Genomic DNA, 20,770 nt, shown 5'->3' with positions numbered 1-20,770 from the left:
CCTCGAAGACGTGGAGCAATCCTGAGCATTTGCGTTTGCTTCGGAACCGTAATCGCATGCCATACTCCAAGGCACTCCGATTCAGACAGATGAAGCCACACATGCCCAAAGGATTGATTCGCGCCATCGGCGCCTTGTTGACTGCTCTGGCCCTCTACAGTTTGCTGGGCTTTCTGATTTTACCGGGGATCGCGTTGCGCGTTGCCAACCAGCAACTGGCCAACTACGCCAACACCCCCGCCACACTTCAGCGAATCGAATTCAACCCGTTCAGCCTGGAGCTGACCCTTTGGGGTTTGAACATCGGTGAACCCGGCAAGGAACAGGTCGGCTTTGAACGCCTGTACGCCAACCTGCAGCTCGACAGCCTGTGGACCAAGGCGCTGCATCTGTCGGATATCGAACTGGAGAAGTCCAGGACCGAGATCCTGTTCAGCAAGGACGGCAAGCTCAATCTGCTTGGCCTGTTCAAGTTGCCGGCGAGCGATCCAACGCCTGCCGATCCGGACGAAAAGCCGTTTCCACTGCGCATCGAGCGCATAAAGCTGGCCGGCGGTGCCGTGCACTTTGAGGATGCGCGGCCCAGCGAGCCCATCGAATTCCTTTACGACACCCTCGATTTCGAGCTGAAAAACTTAAGTACCCTGCCTGAAGACAGCGCCGACATGACCTTGGTGGCTATCGGTCCTAACGGTGGGCAAATCGACTGGACCGGCAATTTCAGCCTCATCCCGCTTGCATCCGAAGGTAAGCTGAAAATCACCGATGGCAAGATGAAAGCCTTCTGGCCCTACGTGCGTGACGCCGTGCCGCTGGACCTCGAGGAAGGAATCGTCAGCCTCAGCACCGACTACAAACTCAATTTATCCAAAGCAACCGAACTGCTGTTGAGCAATGTTGCCGTCAGTGTTGCGCCTTTCGCCATCAAGGCGCCGGACGGCCGCCCGCTGGCGAAGCTGCAACGACTGGAGATCAGCGAAACGACCGTGGACCTTGCCAGGCAGCAAGTGGTGGTGGGCAAGATCCGCAGCCAAAAGCTGGAAACCTGGGCCGCCCTGGAATCCGATGGCCAACTCGACTGGCAAAAACTGTTCGCCAGCCAGCCATCCCGGCCTGCCGCCGAAGCCAGTGCTCCGGCCGCCGCCGACTCTCCCGCACCTGAGCCAACCGCCCCGAGCAAACCGTGGCAGGTGCTGGTCAAGGATGTGCAACTGCGTGGCTACCAGGTGCATCTGGCCGACCGTAAAGCACAGCCCGCCGTTGCTCTGGATGTGGGCCCCCTGAATGTCGATCTGCAGAATTTCGACAGCCTCAATGGCTCGCCATTTACCCTCAAGCTCGATACCGGTGTGGGTAAACAAGGCACGCTCATGGCCGATGGCGAGGTCAACCTGGCCCCGGTCAGTGCCAGGCTGAACGTACAGACGAAAGATATCGACCTGCGGGTTGCCCAGTCCTACATCACCCCGTTCATTCGCCTGGAACTGCGCAGCGGCATGCTCGGCAGTGATCTGGCGGTCAACCTCAAGAGCACCGAACCGCTGGCTTTCAGCGTCACCGGTCGAGCCCAGGTCGATCAGTTGCACACCCTCGACACCCTGAAAACCCGCGACTTCCTGAAGTGGCAACAAGTGGTGGTCGAGGGCCTGAACTATCAGCATGGCGACAGCCTGTCGATCGACAAGGTCAATCTGTTCCAGCCCTATGTTCGTTTCATGATCAACGATGACCGCACAACCAACGTCGATGACCTGCTCGTTCCACAACCGGCCGATACCGCCAGCAAAACCACCGCCGCCAAACCTGCCGCCAAGGAAAAACCGTTGGGCATCCACATCGGGGGCATTGCCATCAACGACGGCTCGGCCAACTTCGCCGACTTCAGCCTGACCCCGAACTTCGCCACTGCCGTCCAGCAGCTCAATGGGCAGATCGGCACCATCGACAGTCGTCAGGCCAACCCTGCGAGTGTCAATATCAACGGCAAGGTGGACCGCTACGCACCGGTGACCATCAAGGGCGCGGTCAACCCGTTCGACCCCATGGCCAGCCTCGACATTGCCACCAGTTTCAAACGCGTCGAGCTGACCACACTGACGCCTTACTCCGGCAAGTTCGCCGGTTACCGTATTCGCAAGGGCCGCTTGAACCTCGACCTGCATTACCAGATCACCCGGGGCCAGCTCAAAGCCGAAAACAAAGTGGTGGTCGAACAGTTGCAACTGGGCGAAAAGGTCGACAGCCCGGATGCCGTGAGCCTGCCGCTGAAACTGGCCATTGCCCTGCTCAAGGACGTCGACGGCAAGATCTCCATCGAACTGCCGGTTACCGGCGACCTCAACAACCCACAATTCAGCGTCATGCCGATTGTCTGGCAAACCCTGCGCAATCTGATCGTCAAGGCGGCAGCGGCGCCGTTCAAGCTTATCGGCGGGCTGGTCAGCGGTGGCGGCTCGGAAGATCTGGGCACCGTCTCGTTCGCGGCCGGTTCCAGCGATTTGAGCAAGGACGCCGAAGGCGCCCTGAACAAGCTGTCCCAGGCCCTCAAGGAACGCCCGGCCCTGCGCCTGGAAATCGAAGGTACCGCCGCCCAGAGCAGCGATGGCCCACTGATCGCCGAGCAGCGCCTGGAACGGGAATACCAGTACAACTACTACAAAATGCTCCAGCGCCGAGGCGACAAGGTGCCGGCCCAGGCGTCGTTGCTGGAAGTGCCGGAGGATGAAAAAGGCACACTGCTCGAAGGCATCTACCGCACCCGCCTGAAGACTCAGCCACCGCTCGAATGGAAGGATCTGGGCAAGGAAGAACGCACCGCGAAAATGCGTGCTGATGTGATCAAGTTCTGGAGCTCCAGCGACGTACTGTTACGTCAACTGGGCCAGGAACGCGCCAGCAGCATCAAGGACTACCTGGTCGACAAGGGCCAGTTGGCAGACGACCGCGTGTACTTCATCGATGCCAATCTGGGCGAAGCCGAGGGAGATGGCCGGGTAGTTACACCCTTGCATCTGGATGCGGAGTAATGCGCTGGGCCACCGATAAATACACTCGCGAAACAATCCCACAGCAGATTTCGATCATTTGAATAGAACAGGCCCCGACACGAATGCCGGGGCCTGTAATGGCCACAATCCTTGTGGCCGTTCGCATGAACTCTTTGAAATGCGACAGACGTATTCCTTGTCCCGTCTGTCGCGCCTTCTCCCGGTCCAGGCGAGAAGTCTTGCCTTATTCGGCTTTCAGGCCATCAGCGGATACCGCTTTGACGCCTTTGATTTTTTTGGTGATGGCTACAGCGGTAGCTTTCTGAGAATCGGTAACCGCTACAGTCGACGATAGCGATACAACACCTTTGTTGGTTTCGACTTTAATGTCGGTGCCAGGAATACCTTTTTCGGTCAGCAGGTCGCTTTTGACTTTGGTCGTGATCCAGGTATCAGAAGTAGCTTCCTGGGCTTTATCCACCTCACCTGTTGCCACAACCATAGGCGCCTGAGTGGCTTGGGCGTTCTGGGCAAATGCGGCGTTGGCCATAGTCAGGGTCAGCGCGGTTGCAGTAGCGGCAGCGATAGCGAACTTCTTCATACGTGTAACTCCTGTTTTTCTGAAAAGTCTGCCGGACGTCATCCCGGCAGGGTTACCAGGTATATTGCGAACGTTGTGCCAACTTTTCCGATTACAAATAATCCTTATAAATCAATAACTTAGTAAATTGGTTCATTTTCGAAATCATGCAAAATGCATGAGTCGCAAAAACACTGCATGCAAGTTGCGGGTTCGTGAGAAGTTCCTAAACGCATGAATTTTTTAGGCTTTTTTCACGCAATTGAGAACACGTTCACGTACCCCTGCGCGCGATGAGAGTTAACGAGCAAGCCCGCTCCTGCTCATTCATTTCAGGAAGCTGAACCGCTGCAACCTGCAGGAACGTAGTCTTTTTGGGCAGTACTCGCGCATGACCAACCATTGATAGCGTCACGGGTCAGGGTGATGGTTTTGCCCTGAACCAGTCCGGGAGCGTTGTGCAATGTACAAACAATGGCACCAGCCCCCGCCTCCCCCGACACGCTCAGTGTGCAATTGCTGGTCGCGGTGGCGCCGCCCGGCGCTACGTTGGCGAGCGTCGGAGTGTCCCCCTGATTGATGACATCCTCGAACGGCACCTTCATCGCGCTAATCTCCGCCAACCCGGCGGTGACTTTCGCCCGGGCCTGATATTTGGAATACATCGGCAAGGCGAACGTCGCCAGAATGCCGATGATCGCCACTACGACCAGCAACTCGATCAGGGTAAAACCTTTTTGATTGTTCATAGACAGTTCCATGTATGAATTGAAATCTCTCGATCCGGACCCCTATCAGCACAGGTTGTGCCAAGGCCCAGCCCCCGGCGGGCCGACGCTTGAGCGAAGAAAAACACCTCAGCGCCTCAGGAATCCGCACTATCTGACGTTTTTTGTCACCTTGGCGCCGCCGGTTTGGTTCCATCGGTTGACTAGGCTATAAGAGCAAATCAATCGGCTCACCCCAGGACTGGACATGGCGGTCAAGGCAGTAAAAATCAGCGTATACGCATGGGAAGGCACAGACCGCAAAGGTGCGAAAATCACCGGTGAACTCAGCGCTCAGAGCCCGGCGCTGATCAAGGCAAAATTGCGCAAGCAAGGCATCAACCCCGGCAGGATCCGCAAGAAAGCCCCCTCGCTATTTGACCTGGGCAAGGGCGTCAAGGCCCGGGACATAGCCCTGTTCACCCGGCAAATGGCGACGATGATGAAGGCCGGTGTGCCATTGCTGCAGTCGTTCGACATCATCGGTGAAGGCTTCGATAACCCGGCCATGCGCAGGCTGGTGGACGATTTGAAACAGGATGTCGCGGCGGGCAATAGTCTCGCTGCCGCGCTGCGCAGGAAGCCGCAATACTTTGATGAGTTGTACTGCAACCTGGTCGACGCAGGCGAGCAGGCCGGCGCCCTGGATACCCTGCTGGAACGGGTCGCGACCTACAGGGAGAAGAGCGAAAGCCTCAAGGCGAAAATCAGGAAAGCCATGACCTATCCGCTGATGGTGGTGTTCGTCGCGATCATTGTCAGCGCCATTCTTCTGGTCAACGTGGTGCCGCAATTCGAGTCCATGTTTAAAGGGTTTGGCGCGCAACTGCCGGCCTTCACGGTGCTGGTCATCGGTCTGTCGCAATTCATGCAGGCCTGGTGGTGGATGGTATTTGCCGTGCTGCTCGCAGCAGCCCTGGGCCTTCGCCATGCCTTGCAGACCTCGCGCGGTTTTCGCGATAGAGCCGATGCCTGGCTGCTGAAGATGCCGCTGGCAGGCACTTTGCTGTACAAGTCCGCCGTTGCCCGATTCGCCCGCACTTTATCGACCACCTTCGCCGCCGGCGTACCGCTGCTGCAAGCCTTGGAATCGGTGGCGGGCGCGACGGGAAACATAGTGTTCAAGCGCGCGGTCCTGCGCATCAGGCAGGACGTTGCGACGGGCATGCAGTTGAATTTCGCCATGCGCACCTGTGGCGTGTTTCCGAACATGGCGATACAGATGACTGCCATAGGCGAAGAGTCCGGCACTCTGGACGCTATGCTCGACAAGGTTGCCAGCTACTACGAAGACGAGGTCGACAACATGGTCGATAATCTCACCAGCCTCATGGAGCCGTTCATCATGGTAGTGCTGGGTGTTATCGTCGGCGGCCTGGTAGTTGCGATGTACCTGCCCATTTTCCAACTCGGCTCAGCGATCTGACATGCCCTTGAACGAAATTCTGACCCATTACCCGCTGGCCTTCGTCGTTATCACAGGAGTGATCGGCCTGCTGGTCGGCAGCTTTCTCAATGTCGTGATCTGGCGCCTGCCCAGAATGCTCGAACGCGAGTGGCGCGTGCAGGCCCGGGACATTCTCGGGTTACCCGGGGAAACTCCGCTGCCAACCTACAACCTGGTACTGCCTCACTCCCAATGCCCACATTGCAGCCACCGCATTCGGGCCTGGGAAAATATCCCCCTGCTCAGTTATGTCTTTTTGCGCGGACGCTGCTCGGCCTGCTCGGCGCCGATCAGCAAGCGCTACCCGCTGACCGAATTGACCTGCGGTCTGTTGTCAGCGTTCATTGCCTGGCACTTCGGTTTCGGTTGGCAGGCGTGCATGACGCTGGTGCTGAGTTGGGGCCTGCTGGCGATGAGCCTGATCGACGCCGAACATCAACTGTTACCCGATGTGCTGGTGCTGCCACTGATGTGGCTGGGGCTCATCGTCAACAGTTTCGGCCTGTTCGTGCCGTTGCAAGAGGCGTTATGGGGCGCGATTGCCGGGTACACGCTGCTGTGGTCAGTGTTCTGGCTGTTCAAGCTGGTGACCGGCAAGGACGGCATGGGTCACGGTGACTTCAAGCTACTGGCGCTGCTGGGAGCCTGGGGCGGCTGGCAAATATTGCCTCTGACCATCCTGCTGTCTTCCCTGACAGGTGCCATTGTCGGCCTGATCTGTCTGCGCCTGGGCAACGCAAATACCTCGACACCGATCCCTTTTGGTCCCTGGCTGGCAATTGCCGGCTGGATTGCCTTGCTCTGGGGTGGTCAAATAACCGACTTCTATTGGCAGTTTGTCGGTTTGAAATGAATACCTCTGTGGAAAAACCCTGGATTCTCGGCCTGACCGGCGGCATCGGCAGCGGTAAAAGTGCGGCGGCCCAACACTTCACTGACCTGGGCATCCACGTCGTGGACGCCGATCATGCCGCGCGCTGGGTGGTGGAACCGGGGCGGCCGGCCCTGGCGCAAATCGCCGAACACTTCGGCCCCGGTGTACTGCAAGCCGATGGTCAACTGGACCGCGCCGCGTTGCGCAAATTGATCTTCGAAGTGCCGGAACAACGCCGCTGGCTGGAGGCACTCCTGCATCCGTTGATCGGCGAGGAAATCGCCCATCATCTGGCGCTGGCAAAATCGCCTTACGCAATACTGGTTTCACCACTGCTGATCGAGTCTGGACAGTACGCCATGACGCAACGGGTGCTGGTGATCGATGCCCCCGAACAACTGCAGATCGAGCGCACCCTGCAACGGGACCAGACCAGCGAACAACAGGTGCAGGCGATCCTCAAGGCCCAGTCCAGCCGCCAGGATCGCGTGAGCCATGCCGACGACGTCGTGACCAATGACCGTGACCTCGCCTGGCTGCACAGTGAGGTCGAACGCCTGCATCACTTTTATCTTACTTTGCGTGGAGGCCAGTCATGAGCCAAATCCCAACCGTCGAATGTCCAACCTGCGGCGCCCCCGTGGAATGGAGCCCGGAGAGCAAATTCAGGCCCTTCTGCTCTGACCGCTGCAAACTCATCGACCTGGGCGCCTGGGCCTCGGAAGAACACAAGATCCCGGTCGCCCCCGATGCCGAGGACGAATTGTTCAGCGGCGACTTCGACCCGCGCCACTGATCCTGTGAAGACGTCGACGATTTCGGGCCTGGTCAACGCTTGGGATCGTCGTCTTTCCACGGCGCCGAAAGGTAGCGTGTGCGATTGAACGTCTCCAGCCATTCCGGGCAGAACACCACCAGGGCGCTGACCACCATGCCGTTGATGAACGCCTCGGGAAATATGATCAACCACAGGTAACCGACAAAGTCTTCCAGCCAGTAGGGCATGGCAAAGATCTCGTCGAACCACAGCAACCACAGGGCCAGCAGCAGACACAGCAACGCCGACAACGCTGCGGCAAAAAACCCGGAAACGAAGATATACACAAACGGGTTACGCGGTTGCGCACGCTCCACCAGAATCGCGCAGCACTCGGTGACCAGCACCGGCAGCGCGATCAACAGCGCGCCATTAACCCCCATCGCCGCCAGATCCTGACGCCCGAGCAGCACCAGGCCGATTTGTGCCACCAGGCCGCCGACCAGCGCCAGCGGCCAGTCCAGCAGCAGCGTTACCGCCGTCATGCCGATGAAGTGGTAAGACACGCCCGTGTCGAAGTCGCGCCGCACCAGCCACAACAGAAACAGGGCAAATACCGTTCCGAACAGCAAATGCTGGCGACGGCTATCGGTGAACAACTCGACCCAGGGGGCACGACAAACGGCCCATAACAATACCGTCACGTATATGAGCCAGCCGACTATCAGCGTCTGCGCTGACAGCAACTCTGCGCCGATCATAAGGCTAACCCTTTGTGCTCCACTGCTGTCCCCTCGGCTGGTTCGGCCCGCTGTCCAGCAGTCTACTACGGTCACGAAATCGCTCCAGTCGATGCAATGCTTTCTGCTTGTCGCATTTGAACGCTAAGCTTGGGCCTATGGATGACTCAGATTACTTACGCCTGCTGACCATCGCGGCCGAGCAAGCCAACGCATTTTTGTCCAATGCCCGCAAATGGGAGCGGGAGCGTTGGGTCTGCCAGCGCCTGCTGCAAGGCCTCAACATTCCTTACCGCGCCGATGAGTTTGCCCCTGCCGGAGAACCGCCGGACGTGTTGTTTCGTGACGCCAGTTTCGAAGTGTTCTTCGTGCTCGACGAAGGCCGGCGTCTCAACGATGAATGGCGCGACGAACTGCAACGTCGGCGCAGCGCGTTTTCCCTGAGCCAACTGGTACGCCGCGAAGCCAAGCCCCGACGAATTCCGGCCAATGAGTTTTTGCTGCGACTGGCGCCAACCTTGCGTAAAAAAGCCCACAACTACAAAGAGCGCGGCATGGACCTGGGGGAACTGGACATCATTGCTTTCGCCAGTCTCAAACGTGAAGTGCTCGACCTCAACAGCCACTTCCCGCCACCCACCGAATACCTGCGCCAGGGCTGGCGCTCGTTGTCACTGGTCGGGCCGACCTTCGCCCGCGTGCTGTTCGCCCATCCGGATGCGCCGGATTTCCTGCGCAGCAACCTGGGGCGCAGCATCGTATTCGACGTCGGCATCAGCCTGTGAGCCCACTGCAAGAATTACTCGCCGAAGTCCCGCAAACCGGCCGCGTGCGCTGGATCGGCGTACGCCCGCAACCCCACGTGCCGATGATCGAACTGGATGCCGTTGAGGCACGGCTTGAGGCCGGTCTGACTGGCGATCGTGCCCGGCCGGGGGTACGCAATGCACGGCAGGTGACGCTGTTGCAGTGGGAGCATCTGGCAGTGATCAGTTCGCTGATGGGCCGCCCCGCCGATCAACCGGTGTTGCCCAATGATTTGCGGCGCAATCTCGTGATCAGCGGTATCAACCTGTTCAGCCTCAAAGGCCGTCGCTTCAGGATCGGCCAGGCGATTTTCGAAACCACGGGCTGGTGCCAGCCTTGCGCACGCCTGCAAAACAACCTCGGCCCAGGGACCTTTCAGGCCGTACGCGGACATGGCGGAATCACTGCCCGGGTGTTACAAAGTGGCATCATTCGCCTGGACGATTCGGTGAGCGTCGAGCCTATTCCGGACAGCGGCTATGCTCCGTTCAACGTTCGTTAAATCAGTCTGTAGCTTCTACACATTCAGCAACGTCTACTCCTGACGAGGCCTCATATGACCAGCCGCTTGAACCCCGACGACCAGAAGCATGTCGAAGAGTACCTGCATCTGTCCCAGCACCGAGTCGAGCGCCGGCCTTTCCGGCCGTGGATGCTCCTGGTGCTGGTGTTGGCAGTGACCATTGGTTTGGGCCTGTTAAGCCGATTTATCAGTTACCTGACGCTATGAGCTGCGTGGCGCTCGCTCGGGTAATTGCACCGATTTCTTTTAGCCTTGCGAGATATCCCCATGACTCATCGTATTGTCATCGTTGGCGGCGGCGCCGGCGGTCTGGAGTTGGCTACCCGTCTGGGTAAGACTCTGGGCAAACGCGGCACGGCCAGTGTGATGCTGGTTGACGCGAACCTGACCCACATCTGGAAACCGTTGTTGCACGAAGTGGCGGCCGGCTCCCTGAACTCCTCCGAAGATGAACTCAATTATGTAGCCCAGGCCAAATGGAACCACTTCGAGTTCCAGCTGGGGCGCATGAGCGGGCTCGATCGCACGCAGAAAAAAATCCAGCTGGCCGCCACCTATGACGAAGCCGGTCTGGAATTGGTCCCGGCCCGCGAAGTGGCTTACGACACGCTGGTCATCTCCGTCGGCAGCACCACCAATGATTTCGGCACCCTGGGCGCGGCTCAGCATTGCCTGTTCCTCGATACCCGCAAGCAGGCCGAGCGCTTCCACCAGCAACTGCTCAACCACTACCTGCGCGCCCATGCCGGACAGACTGACAAAGTCGAACAGATCAGCGTGGCCATCGTCGGCGCCGGTGCCACCGGAGTCGAACTGGCCGCCGAACTGCACAACGCTGCCCATGAACTGGCGGCTTACGGCCTGGACCGGATCAAACCGGAAAACATGCACATCACCTTGATCGAAGCCGGGCCACGGGTGCTGCCTGCCCTGCCGGAACGAATCGGCGGGCCTGTGCATAAAACCCTGGAAAAACTGGGGGTCAACGTCATGACCAATGCGGCAGTCAGCGAAGTGACGGCTGACAGCCTGATCACCGCTGACGGCAACGAGATCAAGGCAAGCCTGAAAGTCTGGGCTGCCGGAATTCGTGCGCCGGGGTTCCTCAAGGGCATCGATGGCCTGGAAACCAACCGTATCAACCAGCTGCACGTGCTGCCGACCCTGCAAACCACCCGTGACGAGAATATCTTCGCCTTCGGAGACTGTGCCGCCTGTCCGCAACCTGGCAGTGATCGCAACGTGCCGCCCCGCGCCCAGGCTGCGCATCAGCAAGCCTCGTTGCTGGCCAAATCGCTCAAGCTGCGCATCGAAGGCAAGGCATTGCCGGAGTACAAGTACACCGACTATGGTTCGCTGATCTCGCTGTCGCGTTTTTCGGCTGTGGGTAACTTGATGGGCAACCTTACCGGTAGCGTGATGCTGGAGGGCTGGCTGGCGCGGATGTTCTATGTGTCGCTGTACCGCATGCACCAGATGGCGTTGTACGGGCCGTTCCGCACGGCGATGCTGATGCTGGGCAGCAAGATCGGGCGCGGGACTGAGCCTCGCCTCAAGCTGCACTAGCTCGGTCTAGTGTGGGAGCGGGCTTGCTCGCGAAAGCGGTGAATCAGTCAATAAGTTGGTTGAGTGATACACCGCTTTCGCGAGCAAGCCCGCTCCCACATTGGCTTTGCGGGGCAATTGATTTCCTGTGGACAAAAAAAATCCCCGTATCTTTCGATACGAGGATTTTTAATATGGTCGGGGTAAGGGGATTCGAACTCCTGACATCCTGCTCCCAAAGCAGGCGCGCTACCGGACTGCGCTATACCCCGGTAAAAAAAAGGCGACCTTTCAAAGATCGCCTTCTTCGATCAGCGCTTTTGGCCTCTGATCTTAAGATTCGATCCCAGCGCTAACTGGTTTCAAAAATGGTGGGTCGTGTGGGATTCGAACCTACGACCAATTGGTTAAAAGCCAACTGCTCTACCAACTGAGCTAACGACCCAAAAATGGTCGGGGTAAGGGGATTCGAACTCCTGACATCCTGCTCCCAAAGCAGGCGCGCTACCGGACTGCGCTATACCCCGGTTTGAAATTGGCTCCGTGACCAGGACTCGAACCTGGGACCCAATGATTAACAGTCATTTGCTCTACCGACTGAGCTATCACGGAACTACATATTTCAATTTACAACTTTGAAGCTTTACTGCGTTCTCTTCGACCCGTTTGCATCGCTGCGTTCGTGTGTCTGAGGCGCGCTATTCTACAATCTTCAGAACCTCTGTCAACCCCCTAAATTGCTTTCAAGTTAATGATTTGCAACTTATTTTGGATTCCTGCTTGGGGAGCGGAAACCCTGGCGGGTGACTTACTGCGGGGCGCACTTTACAAGCCTTTTCCTTTGAGTTCAACAGCCTAACGAAAAAAAGGCCTCGCAATGCGAGGCCTTTTCGATTTTGTTGCCGTCGTGGATCAGACGAAGACGATTTCGTCGTTCTCCACAACCCCTTTGGCTGTGTCGCCCGGCAGGAATCGACCGGACAGAATCAGTTGTGCCAGCGGGTTCTCGATCCAGCGCTGGATCGCTCGTTTGAGCGGCCGTGCGCCATACACCGGGTCGTAACCTACCGCGATCAGCTTATCCATGGCCTCAGGGCTCAACTCCAGCTTCAGCTCGCGTTCGGTCAGACGACTGCGCAGACGACCCAACTGGATCTCGGTAATACCGGCGATCTGATCACGGGCCAACGGCTCGAAGATCACCACTTCGTCGACCCGGTTGATGAACTCCGGCCGGAAGTGCGAAGAAATCGCGTCCATTACCGCCGCACGCTGAGCTTCGCGATCACCCACCAGTTCCTGGATCTGCACCGAGCCCAAGTTGGAGGTCATGACAATCACGGTGTTCTTGAAATCCACCGTGCGGCCATGACTGTCAGTCAGGCGCCCGTCTTCCAGTACTTGCAGGAGGATGTTGAATACATCCGGGTGCGCCTTCTCGACTTCGTCCATGAGGATCACCGAATACGGCTTGCGACGTACGGCCTCGGTCAGGTAACCGCCCTCTTCATAGCCAACGTACCCCGGTGGCGCACCAATCAAGCGGGCCACGGAGTGTTTCTCCATGAACTCGGACATGTCGATGCGAACCATCGCCTCTTCAGTATCGAACAGGAACTCGGCCAACGCCTTGCACAGCTCGGTTTTACCCACACCGGTCGGGCCGAGGAACATGAACGAGCCGCTCGGGCGATTAGGGTCGGACAACCCGGCACGAGAGCGTCGCACCGCGTTGGAAACCGCAACCACCGCCTCTTCCTGGCCTATTACACGCTGGTGCAACAGGCTTTCCATCTTCATCAGTTTGTCGCGCTCGCCTTCGAGCATTTTCGACACCGGAATACCGGTCCACTTCGACACGACTTCGGCGATCTCTTCTTCAGTCACCTTGCTACGCAGCAGCTGGTTTTCGGGCTTGCCATGCTGGTCGACCATTTGCAGGCTGCGTTCCAGGTCCGGGATCACCCCGTACTGCAACTCCGCCATGCGATTCAGGTCGCCTTTGCGGCGGGCCGCTTCCAGCTCCTGACGGGACTGCTCGATTTTCTGCTGGATCTGCGCAGAACCCTGTACTTCGGCTTTTTCCGAGTTCCAGATTTCTTCGAGATCCGAGTACTCACGCTCTAGACGTGCGATTTCTTCCTGCAATTTTTCCAGGCGCTTCTTCGCCGCATCGTCACTTTCTTTCTTCAGCGCCTGGGATTCCACCTTCAGTTGAATCAGGCGGCGCTCCAGACGATCCAGCACTTCCGGCTTGGAATCGATTTCCATACGGATGCGGCTGGCGGCCTCGTCGATCAAGTCGATGGCCTTGTCCGGCAACTGCCGGTCAGTGATATAGCGATGACTGAGCTTGGCCGCCGCGATGATTGCGCCGTCGGTGATCGCCACCTTGTGGTGAACTTCGTAGCGCTCTTTGAGCCCACGCAGAATGGCGATGGTGTCTTCTTCGCTCGGCTCGTCCACCAGCACTTTCTGGAAGCGACGCTCAAGGGCGGCATCCTTCTCTATATATTGGCGGTACTCGTTGAGCGTAGTGGCACCGACGCAGTGCAGCTCACCGCGGGCCAATGCCGGCTTGAGCATGTTGCCCGCATCCATCGAGCCTTCACCTTTACCGGCGCCGACCATGGTGTGCAGTTCGTCGATGAACAGGATGATCTGCCCTTCCTGCTTCGACAGCTCATTGAGCAGGGATTTGAGGCGCTCCTCGAACTCACCGCGATACTTGGCACCGGCAATCAATGCCCCCATGTCCAGGGACAACAGGCGCTTGCCCTTGAGGCCGTCCGGCACTTCACCATTAATGATGCGCTGTGCCAGGCCTTCGGCAATGGCAGTTTTACCGACGCCCGGTTCCCCGATCAGCACCGGGTTGTTCTTGGTGCGGCGTTGCAGCACTTGGATGGTCCGGCGAATTTCGTCGTCGCGACCGATCACCGGATCGAGCTTGCCATCTTCGGCGCGCTTGGTCAGGTCGACGGTGTACTTATCCAGGGCCTGCCGGGACTCTTCGTGGTTGGGGTCATTGACGGCCTCGCCACCACGCAGGTTGTTGATCGCGTTTTCCAGGGCTTTCTTGCTCACGCCCTGGCCGAGCAACAGCTTGCCAAGCTTGCTGTTCTCGTCCATAGCGGCGAGCAGCACCAACTCACTGGAGATGAACTGGTCGCCCTTTTGCTGAGCCAGGCGATCGGCCTGGTTGAGCAGGCGCGCCAGATCCTGCGACATGTTGACGTCGCCGGTCGGATTCTGGATTTTCGGTAGCTGGTCGAGCTCTTTGGTCAGCTCTTTACGCAGGCTGTTGACGTCGAAGCCCACCTGCATCAGCAGGGGCTTGATCGAGCCGCCCTGTTGCTCGAGCAGGGCTTGCATCAAGTGCGCCGGCTCTATGGCCGGGTGATCGAGACCGACGGCCAGAGATTGGGCATCGGACAACGCTAACTGCAATTTGCTGGTTAAACGGTCTATACGCATGGGTCACCTTCCTTTTGAGCAGGCCGGACCTATAAAACGTCCTGAATGGAGAAACCTGCCAGATACCACAATAGATGCGGTCGATTCCGGGAGTTTCAAGCGTCGTGACGTTGATGTAGATCAACTGAGTCTAGCGTTCGAGCCAGATCAAGGAGGCGAATCGGCCAGTGCGAGGGGCGCGGCGATAGGAAAAGAAGCGAGGATCGGTCACGGTGCAGAAACCGCCACCGTAAACAGCGGTTACACCGCGAGCCGCCAGGCGCAGACGCGCGAGCATATAGATGTCAGCCATGAACTTGCCGGCGTTGGGACTGGGCACAAAAGCTTCAGCAGCCTGCGGTAACTGCTCGACGAAGGTCTCGCGCACCTCCGGGCCGACTTCAAAGGCTTGCGGTCCAATGGCCGGGCCGAGCCAGACCATTACTTCGGCAGGAGGCACGGCCAGGCTGTCGAGGGTGGCTTCCAGCACCCCTGCAGCCAGCCCGCGCCAACCGGCATGAGCTGCCGCGACGCGAGTACCGGCACGGTCGCAGAACAGCGCAGGCAGGCAATCGGCGGTCATGGCCGCACAGGCGATGCCTGGCGTTGCGGTCCAACTGGCGTCGGCCGCAACCACTCGGCCTGGATCGGCATGGGCCACGACAATGCCGTGGACCTGCTGCAGCCAGGCCGGTTGAATGGCGAAATGATCGGTCAGACGACGGCGATTCTCGGCCACAGCTTCAGGGCTGTCGTCGACATGATCGCCTAGATTGAGGCTGTCGAACGGCGCCAGACTGACGCCGCCCGCCCGGGTGGTGACACAGGCTTTTACCCCGGCCGGCGCGGGCCAGTCGGGAATCAGCCAGTCACTCATCCGATGAACGCCTCACGATCTTGCTTGAGCAGGGTCAGCAACCAGACGAAATCTTCCGGCAACGGTGATTCCCAGCTCATGCGCTTGCCGGTGGTCGGATGATCCAGTTCCAGGAAACGCGCATGCAGCGCCTGACGCGGGAAATTTTTCAGCGACTCGACCATGGTTGGGTTGGCTGCCGGCGGGATACGGAAACGACCGCCGTAGGCAGGATCTCCGACCAACGGGTAGTTGATGTGCGCCATGTGCACGCGAATCTGGTGGGTACGACCGGTTTCCAGCTTCACCCGCACGTGAGTGTGGGAGCGGAAACGTTCGAGCACGCGGTAGTGGCTGACGGCTTGCTTGCCGCCTTCCATGACTGCCATGCGCTGACGTTGCTGGCCGTGACGACCGATTGGCGCGTTGATCTTGCCGCCAGCGGTGACCACACCAATCACTATGCACTCGTAGATCCGGCTGACACTACGGCTCTGCAATTGAGTGACAAGCTGCGTCTGCGCCTGAATGGTCTTGGCCACCACCATCAGACCGGTGGTGTCCTTGTCCAGGCGATGCACGATACCGGCGCGGGGCACGTTGATGATGTCCGGCACGTGGTGCAGCAGGGCATTGAGCAAGGTGCCATCGGCGTGACCGGCAGCCGGATGCACCACCAGGCCCGCGGGCTTGTTGATCACCAGGATGTCGTCGTCTTCGTAGACGATGTCCAGGGCAATATCTTGAGCGACCCATTCGCCCTGAGCTTCCTGCTCGGCAGTCAACTCAAGGATGGCACCACCGTGAACGATGTCTCGCGGGCGGATAACCGCCCCATCCACAGTCAGGCGGCCGTCTTTGATCCAGGCGGAAAGGCGCGAGCGCGAGTGCTCAGCGAATAATTGTGCGGCGACTTGATCGAGGCGTTGGCCGCCCAATTCGGACGGCACCTCTGCGCGAAGTTCAATTTTATCGGACATGCTCAGACTAGGCGTCGGCACAGCCTTTGGTTTCGGCTGCGCGCTTGTGGTTAAATACGGCGTCTTTTGCCCCGAGGCTATTCAACGGGGCGCTCATCATAACAGGACGGCCTCGCCCAAGACAGCGGCCGTCATAGGGACGCAAGCCGCCATGCAAGTGAAACACCTGCTGCTGATCGCCATCCTCGCATTGACCGCTGCTTGCTCATCGAAGGAAGTCGTAGACGAAAACCTCAGTGAAGTCGAGCTGTACCAACAGGCTCAAGCCGACCTGGACAATAGTAGCTACACCAGTGCCATCACCAAGCTGAAGGCTCTGGAGTCGCGCTATCCGTTCGGTCGTTATGCTGACCAGGCTCAACTCGAACTGATCTACGCCAACTACAAGAACACTGAGCCAGAGGCTGCCAAGTCCGCTGCGGAGCGTTTCATTCGCCTGCACCCACAGCATCCGAACGTGGATTACGCGTACTACCTCAAGGGTCTGACGTCTTTCGACCAGGACGTCGGCCTGCTGGCGCGTTTCCTGCCGCTGGACATGACCAAGCGTGACCCGGGCGCCGCCCGCGACTCCTACAACGAGTTCGCCCAGCTGACCAGCCGCTTCCCGAACAGCCGCTACGCGCCGGACGCCAAGCAGCGCATGATCTACCTGCGCAACCTGCTGGCCGCCTACGAAATTCACGTTGCCGACTACTACCTGACCCGTCAGGCCTATGTCGCCGCGGCGAACCGTGGTCGTTATGTCGTGGAAAACTTCCAGGAAACCCCATCGGTCGGTGACGGCCTGGCGGTCATGACCGAGGCTTACCAGCGTCTGCACCTGGATGACCTGGCCGCGACCAGCCTGGAAACCCTGAAGCTCAACTACCCGGATCACCCAAGCCTGGAGGACGGCCAGTTCGTTCCGTCGGTGGCCGAAGCCGACAACCGTTCATGGATGAGCAAGGCGACCCTGGGCCTGATCGAATCCCGTCCGCCGCTGCCACCGGGAGAAACCCGCGCCAACCAGGACGTGCAGAGGCAGTACCAGGACGCCAAGGACGCGATCCCGAGCGAACTCAAGCCTAAAGACAGCAATGGCGAAGTGATCGAGGAAGAAAATCAGGAAGCCGAAGGCAACAACGAGGACCGTTCGTGGTTCAGCTACATGACCTTTGGCGTGTTCGACTGATATTTCGAAACGTATCCTGTAGGAGCGAGCCTTTGTGGTGAGGGGGCTTGCCCCCGCTGGACTTCGCAGCAGTCCTGTTTTTTCGGGCCGCTTCGCGACCCAGCAGGGGCAAGCCCCCTCGCCACAAAAGTTCACTCCCTCAAGTATTGCTCCTACCTGCTCGGCATTCCCCCCTGCCCCTCCCTTTTTATTTCAGCATCTTATTAGGCTGTGCGCCCGGCACGTCCTTGGCTAAACTGCCGCATCATCATTCAAAAAGCAGCTCACCATGCTTCGTTTATTGTTCTGGATCGCCCTGATTGCCGCTGCGGTATGGTTCTGGCGCAAGTTCAAGGGTCAGAATTCGGCCCCCAGGTCCCCAGCCGAGCGGGACGCGGCCCCCATGGTCCGTTGCGCCCATTGCGGAGTGCATCTGCCCCGGGATCGCGCATTGAGTCTCGAACAACAGTGGTACTGCAGCCAGGCGCATCTGGAACAGGGCCCAGGCTCCAGCAACCGCTGATCCCCACGACTATCAGTCACTGCGCACAGCTATTGCGCGAGGGGGAGGAACTGAAGGCGCAGATCGACGTCTGACGCAGATTATTCAAGACCACCTCAGCGCATGAATCGGGTAATCGAAGACATCCTGCAACTGCTCCATGAGCCTTGCGCAAGCAACCGGTCTCCCCCAGCCTTCGAACCGCGCCAGGATGGCGCCTGTTTTCTCATCACCTTTGCCCACGGATGGAACCAAAGTTGAACATGAGCGCCCGACAAAAGGTTCTGGTCGTCGACGACGAGCCGGACATTCGCGAACTCCTGGAAATAACCCTGGGACGGATGAAACTCGAGACATTCAGCGCCCGCAACCTGACCGAGGCGCTGAGTCTTCTGAGACGGGTGAATTTCGACCTGTGCCTGACCGACATGCACCTGCCGGATGGCACCGGCCTTGCGCTGGTGCAACATATTCAGCAACGCCACCCACAATTACCGGTGGCCATGATCACCGCTTACGGCAGCCTCGATACCGCAATCAACGCACTCAAGGCCGGTGCTTTCGATTTCCTGACCAAACCGGTAGACCTCACTCGCCTGCGAGAACTCATCAGCGCTACTCTCTTGCTTCCCAATCCTCCCACAGCCATCAATCGGCGCCTGCTGGGCGACTCGGCGCCCATGCGCACTCTGCGCAAGCACATCGCCAAGCTGGCTCGCAGCCAGGCACCGGTGTACATCAGCGGCGAATCCGGTAGCGGCAAGGAGTTGGTGGCGCGCCTGATTCATGATCAAGGCCTGCGCGCCAAACAACCGTTCATTGCGATCAATTGCGGGGCCATTCCGGCGGATTTGATGGAAAGCGAGTTTTTCGGCCATCGCAAAGGCAGTTTCAGCGGCGCCATCGAGGACAAGCCCGGCCTGTTCCAGGCGGCTCATGGCGGCACCCTGCTTCTCGACGAGGTGGCCGACTTGCCGCTGGCGATGCAGGTCAAACTGCTGCGCGCCATTGCGGAAAAATCGGTGCGCAGCGTCGGCGGGCAACAGGAAACCGTGGTCGATGTACGCATCCTTTGCGCCACCCATAAAGACCTCGACGCCGAGGTCGCCGCCGGCCGCTTTCGACAAGATCTCTACTACCGCCTGAACGTGATTGAGCTACGGGTCCCGCCTTTGCGCGAGCGCCGCGATGACATTGAAGCGCTGGCAAGCTGCATGCTCAAACGCCTGGCCACCACGACCGCGCAGCCCGCCGCCAAACTCCACCCGCAAGCCCTCGCCGCGCTGAAAAGCTATCGCTTTCCGGGCAATGTGCGGGAACTGGAAAACATGCTCGAACGGGCCCATACGCTGTGCGAGAACCAGCTGATAGAAGCCGGCGACTTGCGTCTCGCCGAAGGTAACTGCACAGCCGAGGGTGGCATCCCGGACCTGACGCAGATCGACAATCTGCAGACCTATCTGGAAAACGTCGAACGCCAACTCCTCCTCCAGGCACTGGAGGAGACCCGCTGGAACCGTACGGCGGCTGCGCAGCGATTGAGTGTGTCGTTTCGGTCGATGCGTTACAGGTTGAAGAAACTGGGACTGGATTGACCCCAAAAAAGATCACAGCCTGCGCCCCCTTTCAGGAACTGCCGCAGGCTCGGGCCGCGCTCGGACAATCTTTTGATCCGGCTTCAGATCCGCCCGGCCGGCGCATACGCCGCCGGATCAATGATCGGCGCCCTGCCCAGCATCACGTCGGCAAACAATTGGCACGAGGCCGGTGCCAGCACCAGACCGTTGCGATAATGCCCGCAATTGAGCCAGAGCCCGTCAAACCCTGGCACCCTGCCGATGTAAGGAATGCCTTCTGGTGATCCTGGCCGCAACCCGGCCCAATGCCCGACCACTTCGGCGTCGGCCAGTGCCGGTATCAACTCCACCGCAGAAGCCTTGAGGCTTTCCAGGGCGGACTCGGTCGGCGTCTTGTCGAAGCCTTCATGCTCCAGGGTACTGCCGATCAGGATGTGTCCGTCGCGACGAGGGATCGCATAACGGCCCTTTGCCAGGACCATGCTGGGCAGGAAGTCCGCCGCACACTTGTAGAGAATCATCTGCCCCTTGACCGGCTCGACCGGCAATGAGAGATCGAGAGTTTTGAGCAAATCGCCGCTCCAGGCACCCGCGGTCAACACGACTTGATCACCGCGGATAACGCCTGCCGTTGTCTGCACGCCAACGACGGTATCGCCATCACGAATGAACCCGCTGACTTCGCACTGCTCATGAATCGTCACGTTGGGCAACGCGAGCAATGCCGCCTTGAGGGATTTCACCAGGCGCGGATTGCGCACGTTGGCCACATCGGCCATATGGATCGCCCGGGAAAAACCACTGCCCAGCACCGGCACGGCGTCATGCACCGCCGACAGATCCACGGTCCGCAATGGACGGTTTTCCCGAAGCGCCCAGGCCAGCGCCTCGGCCTCGTCGTCCAGATCCAGCCAGTACAGACCCGTGGTATGCACTTCGGGATCAACCCCGGTCGCGGCGAACAGCCGCTCACCCAGCTGTGGATAAAAGTCCTGGGACCAGTGCGCCAGTGCGGTGACCGCCGGGCTGTAGCGCCACGGGTAAAGCGGCGAGACGATGCCGCCACCGGCCCATGAAGACTCCTGACCGACGTTCGAACGATCCAGCAGCACAACGCTCTTCACTTCGGACGCGAGATTGTATGCCGTGAGCAAACCGATCACCCCGCCGCCGACAATCACCACTTGCTGTTGCCTGGTCATATTCTGATCCAACCGTT

Annotated in this window: 19 protein-coding genes, 4 tRNA genes and 1 pseudogene; 13 read left to right on the top strand and 11 right to left on the bottom strand. The window is 59.1% G+C overall.

Translation table 11 applies throughout. The annotated features are described in order from the left end of the window. The first annotated feature begins 56 nt into the window (after positions 1–56). A complete protein-coding gene (locus AC07OG_RS15485; protein WP_495067408.1) occupies positions 57–3,026 on the top strand; it encodes a DUF748 domain-containing protein in 2,970 nt (989 codons plus the stop codon). 205 nt (positions 3,027–3,231) lie between these two features. Here AC07OG_RS15485 and AC07OG_RS15480 read toward each other — a convergent pair whose 3' ends face one another. Together AC07OG_RS15480 and AC07OG_RS15475 are read right to left on the bottom strand one after the other, a co-directional pair. Further along, positions 3,232–3,588 carry a BON domain-containing protein gene (locus tag AC07OG_RS15480; protein ID WP_060543366.1) on the bottom strand — a complete coding sequence of 119 codons (357 nt, stop codon included), beginning with the start codon at positions 3,586–3,588 and terminating at the stop codon, positions 3,232–3,234. Positions 3,589–3,899: 311 nt separating this feature from the next. Next, positions 3,900–4,316, bottom strand: coding sequence for a pilin (locus tag AC07OG_RS15475; protein WP_060543365.1), 417 nt, complete (start codon positions 4,314–4,316; stop codon positions 3,900–3,902). Positions 4,317–4,542: 226 nt separating this feature from the next. On the opposite strand from AC07OG_RS15475, the gene AC07OG_RS15470 reads away from it, so the two are divergent. Genes AC07OG_RS15470 through yacG form a run of 4 tightly spaced genes read left to right on the top strand, consistent with a single transcriptional unit; the run spans position 4,543 to position 7,451 of the window. Next, positions 4,543–5,760 carry a type II secretion system F family protein gene (locus tag AC07OG_RS15470; RefSeq protein ID WP_495067407.1) on the top strand — a complete coding sequence of 406 codons (1,218 nt, stop codon included), beginning with the start codon at positions 4,543–4,545 and terminating at the stop codon, positions 5,758–5,760. A 1-nt stretch (position 5,761) separates the two neighbouring features. Beyond that, positions 5,762–6,634: a prepilin peptidase gene (locus AC07OG_RS15465; protein WP_495067406.1), complete on the top strand. Its 873-nt coding sequence runs from the start codon at positions 5,762–5,764 to the stop codon at positions 6,632–6,634. Then, positions 6,631–7,254 carry a dephospho-CoA kinase gene (coaE, locus tag AC07OG_RS15460; protein WP_495067405.1) on the top strand — a complete coding sequence of 208 codons (624 nt, stop codon included), beginning with the start codon at positions 6,631–6,633 and terminating at the stop codon, positions 7,252–7,254. Before AC07OG_RS15465 ends, coaE begins: the two co-directional genes overlap by 4 nt. Beyond that, a complete protein-coding gene (gene yacG, locus AC07OG_RS15455) occupies positions 7,251–7,451 on the top strand; it encodes a DNA gyrase inhibitor YacG (RefSeq protein ID WP_060543361.1) in 201 nt (66 codons plus the stop codon). Before coaE ends, yacG begins: the two co-directional genes overlap by 4 nt. Positions 7,452–7,483: 32 nt before the next feature. Here the strand turns inward: yacG and AC07OG_RS15450 are convergent, their stop codons facing one another. Beyond that, complete coding sequence (locus tag AC07OG_RS15450) at positions 7,484–8,173, bottom strand: energy-coupling factor ABC transporter permease (RefSeq protein WP_218425720.1); 690 nt, start codon at positions 8,171–8,173, stop codon at positions 7,484–7,486. A 137-nt stretch (positions 8,174–8,310) separates the two neighbouring features. Between AC07OG_RS15450 and AC07OG_RS15445 the strand changes: the two genes are divergently transcribed. From AC07OG_RS15445 to AC07OG_RS15430, 4 genes are read left to right on the top strand one after another with little or no spacing between them, the layout of a single operon-like run. After that, positions 8,311–8,937: a DUF1780 domain-containing protein gene (locus AC07OG_RS15445; RefSeq protein WP_007970534.1), complete on the top strand. Its 627-nt coding sequence runs from the start codon at positions 8,311–8,313 to the stop codon at positions 8,935–8,937. Beyond that, positions 8,934–9,461, top strand: coding sequence for an MOSC domain-containing protein (locus tag AC07OG_RS15440; protein WP_495067404.1), 528 nt, complete (start codon positions 8,934–8,936; stop codon positions 9,459–9,461). The genes AC07OG_RS15445 and AC07OG_RS15440 overlap by 4 nt, the downstream gene beginning before the upstream one ends. Before the next feature lie 54 nt (positions 9,462–9,515). Further along, the gene (locus AC07OG_RS15435) at positions 9,516–9,689 is read left to right on the top strand and encodes a DUF3094 domain-containing protein (protein ID WP_060543358.1); all 174 of its coding nucleotides are present in this window, start codon (positions 9,516–9,518) and stop codon (positions 9,687–9,689) included. A 60-nt stretch (positions 9,690–9,749) separates the two neighbouring features. Then, positions 9,750–11,048 (top strand): NAD(P)/FAD-dependent oxidoreductase, encoded by a 1,299-nt coding sequence (locus AC07OG_RS15430; RefSeq protein WP_495067403.1) that lies wholly within the window; start codon positions 9,750–9,752, stop codon positions 11,046–11,048. Positions 11,049–11,222: 174 nt separating this feature from the next. Here AC07OG_RS15430 and AC07OG_RS15425 read toward each other — a convergent pair. The 7 genes from AC07OG_RS15425 to rluD form a co-directional block, all read right to left on the bottom strand. Next, a tRNA-Pro gene (locus AC07OG_RS15425) sits at positions 11,223–11,299 on the bottom strand. A 97-nt stretch (positions 11,300–11,396) separates the two neighbouring features. Continuing rightward, a tRNA-Lys gene (locus AC07OG_RS15420) sits at positions 11,397–11,472 on the bottom strand. 5 nt (positions 11,473–11,477) lie between these two features. Next, positions 11,478–11,554, bottom strand: a tRNA-Pro gene (locus AC07OG_RS15415). A gap of 9 nt (positions 11,555–11,563) precedes the next feature. Continuing rightward, positions 11,564–11,639, bottom strand: a tRNA-Asn gene (locus AC07OG_RS15410). A gap of 300 nt (positions 11,640–11,939) precedes the next feature. Beyond that, positions 11,940–14,504: an ATP-dependent chaperone ClpB gene (gene clpB, locus AC07OG_RS15405; protein ID WP_060543356.1), complete on the bottom strand. Its 2,565-nt coding sequence runs from the start codon at positions 14,502–14,504 to the stop codon at positions 11,940–11,942. A 130-nt stretch (positions 14,505–14,634) separates the two neighbouring features. Continuing rightward, positions 14,635–15,360 carry a peptidoglycan editing factor PgeF gene (gene pgeF / locus AC07OG_RS15400; RefSeq protein WP_495067402.1) on the bottom strand — a complete coding sequence of 242 codons (726 nt, stop codon included), beginning with the start codon at positions 15,358–15,360 and terminating at the stop codon, positions 14,635–14,637. Continuing rightward, a complete protein-coding gene (gene rluD, locus AC07OG_RS15395) occupies positions 15,357–16,319 on the bottom strand; it encodes a 23S rRNA pseudouridine(1911/1915/1917) synthase RluD (protein WP_007990414.1) in 963 nt (320 codons plus the stop codon). The genes pgeF and rluD overlap by 4 nt, the downstream gene beginning before the upstream one ends. Before the next feature lie 151 nt (positions 16,320–16,470). On the opposite strand from rluD, the gene AC07OG_RS15390 reads away from it, so the two are divergent. From AC07OG_RS15390 to AC07OG_RS15375, 4 genes and pseudogenes are all read left to right on the top strand, one after another. Beyond that, entirely contained in the window at positions 16,471–17,493 is a 1,023-nt protein-coding gene (locus AC07OG_RS15390; RefSeq protein WP_060543354.1) for an outer membrane protein assembly factor BamD, read from the top strand. Positions 17,494–17,761: 268 nt separating this feature from the next. Continuing rightward, positions 17,762–17,995 (top strand): PP0621 family protein, encoded by a 234-nt coding sequence (locus AC07OG_RS15385; RefSeq protein WP_060543353.1) that lies wholly within the window; start codon positions 17,762–17,764, stop codon positions 17,993–17,995. Positions 17,996–18,000: 5 nt separating this feature from the next. After that, a pseudogene (locus AC07OG_RS15380) lies at positions 18,001–18,130 on the top strand (histidine kinase dimerization/phospho-acceptor domain-containing protein); the annotation flags it as partial. Between the two features lie 107 nt (positions 18,131–18,237). Then, entirely contained in the window at positions 18,238–19,569 is a 1,332-nt protein-coding gene (locus tag AC07OG_RS15375) for a sigma-54-dependent transcriptional regulator (protein ID WP_495067401.1), read from the top strand. Positions 19,570–19,652: 83 nt separating this feature from the next. Here AC07OG_RS15375 and thiO read toward each other — a convergent pair whose 3' ends face one another. After that, complete coding sequence (thiO, locus tag AC07OG_RS15370) at positions 19,653–20,753, bottom strand: glycine oxidase ThiO (protein WP_495067400.1); 1,101 nt, start codon at positions 20,751–20,753, stop codon at positions 19,653–19,655. Positions 20,754–20,770 lie beyond the last annotated feature (17 nt).

The sequence above is a fragment of the Pseudomonas sp. GW821-FHT09H03 genome (genome assembly GCF_059415945.1).
The sequence above is the reverse complement of the archived record's forward strand: the minus strand, read 5'-3'. Positions and strand labels throughout refer to the sequence as shown.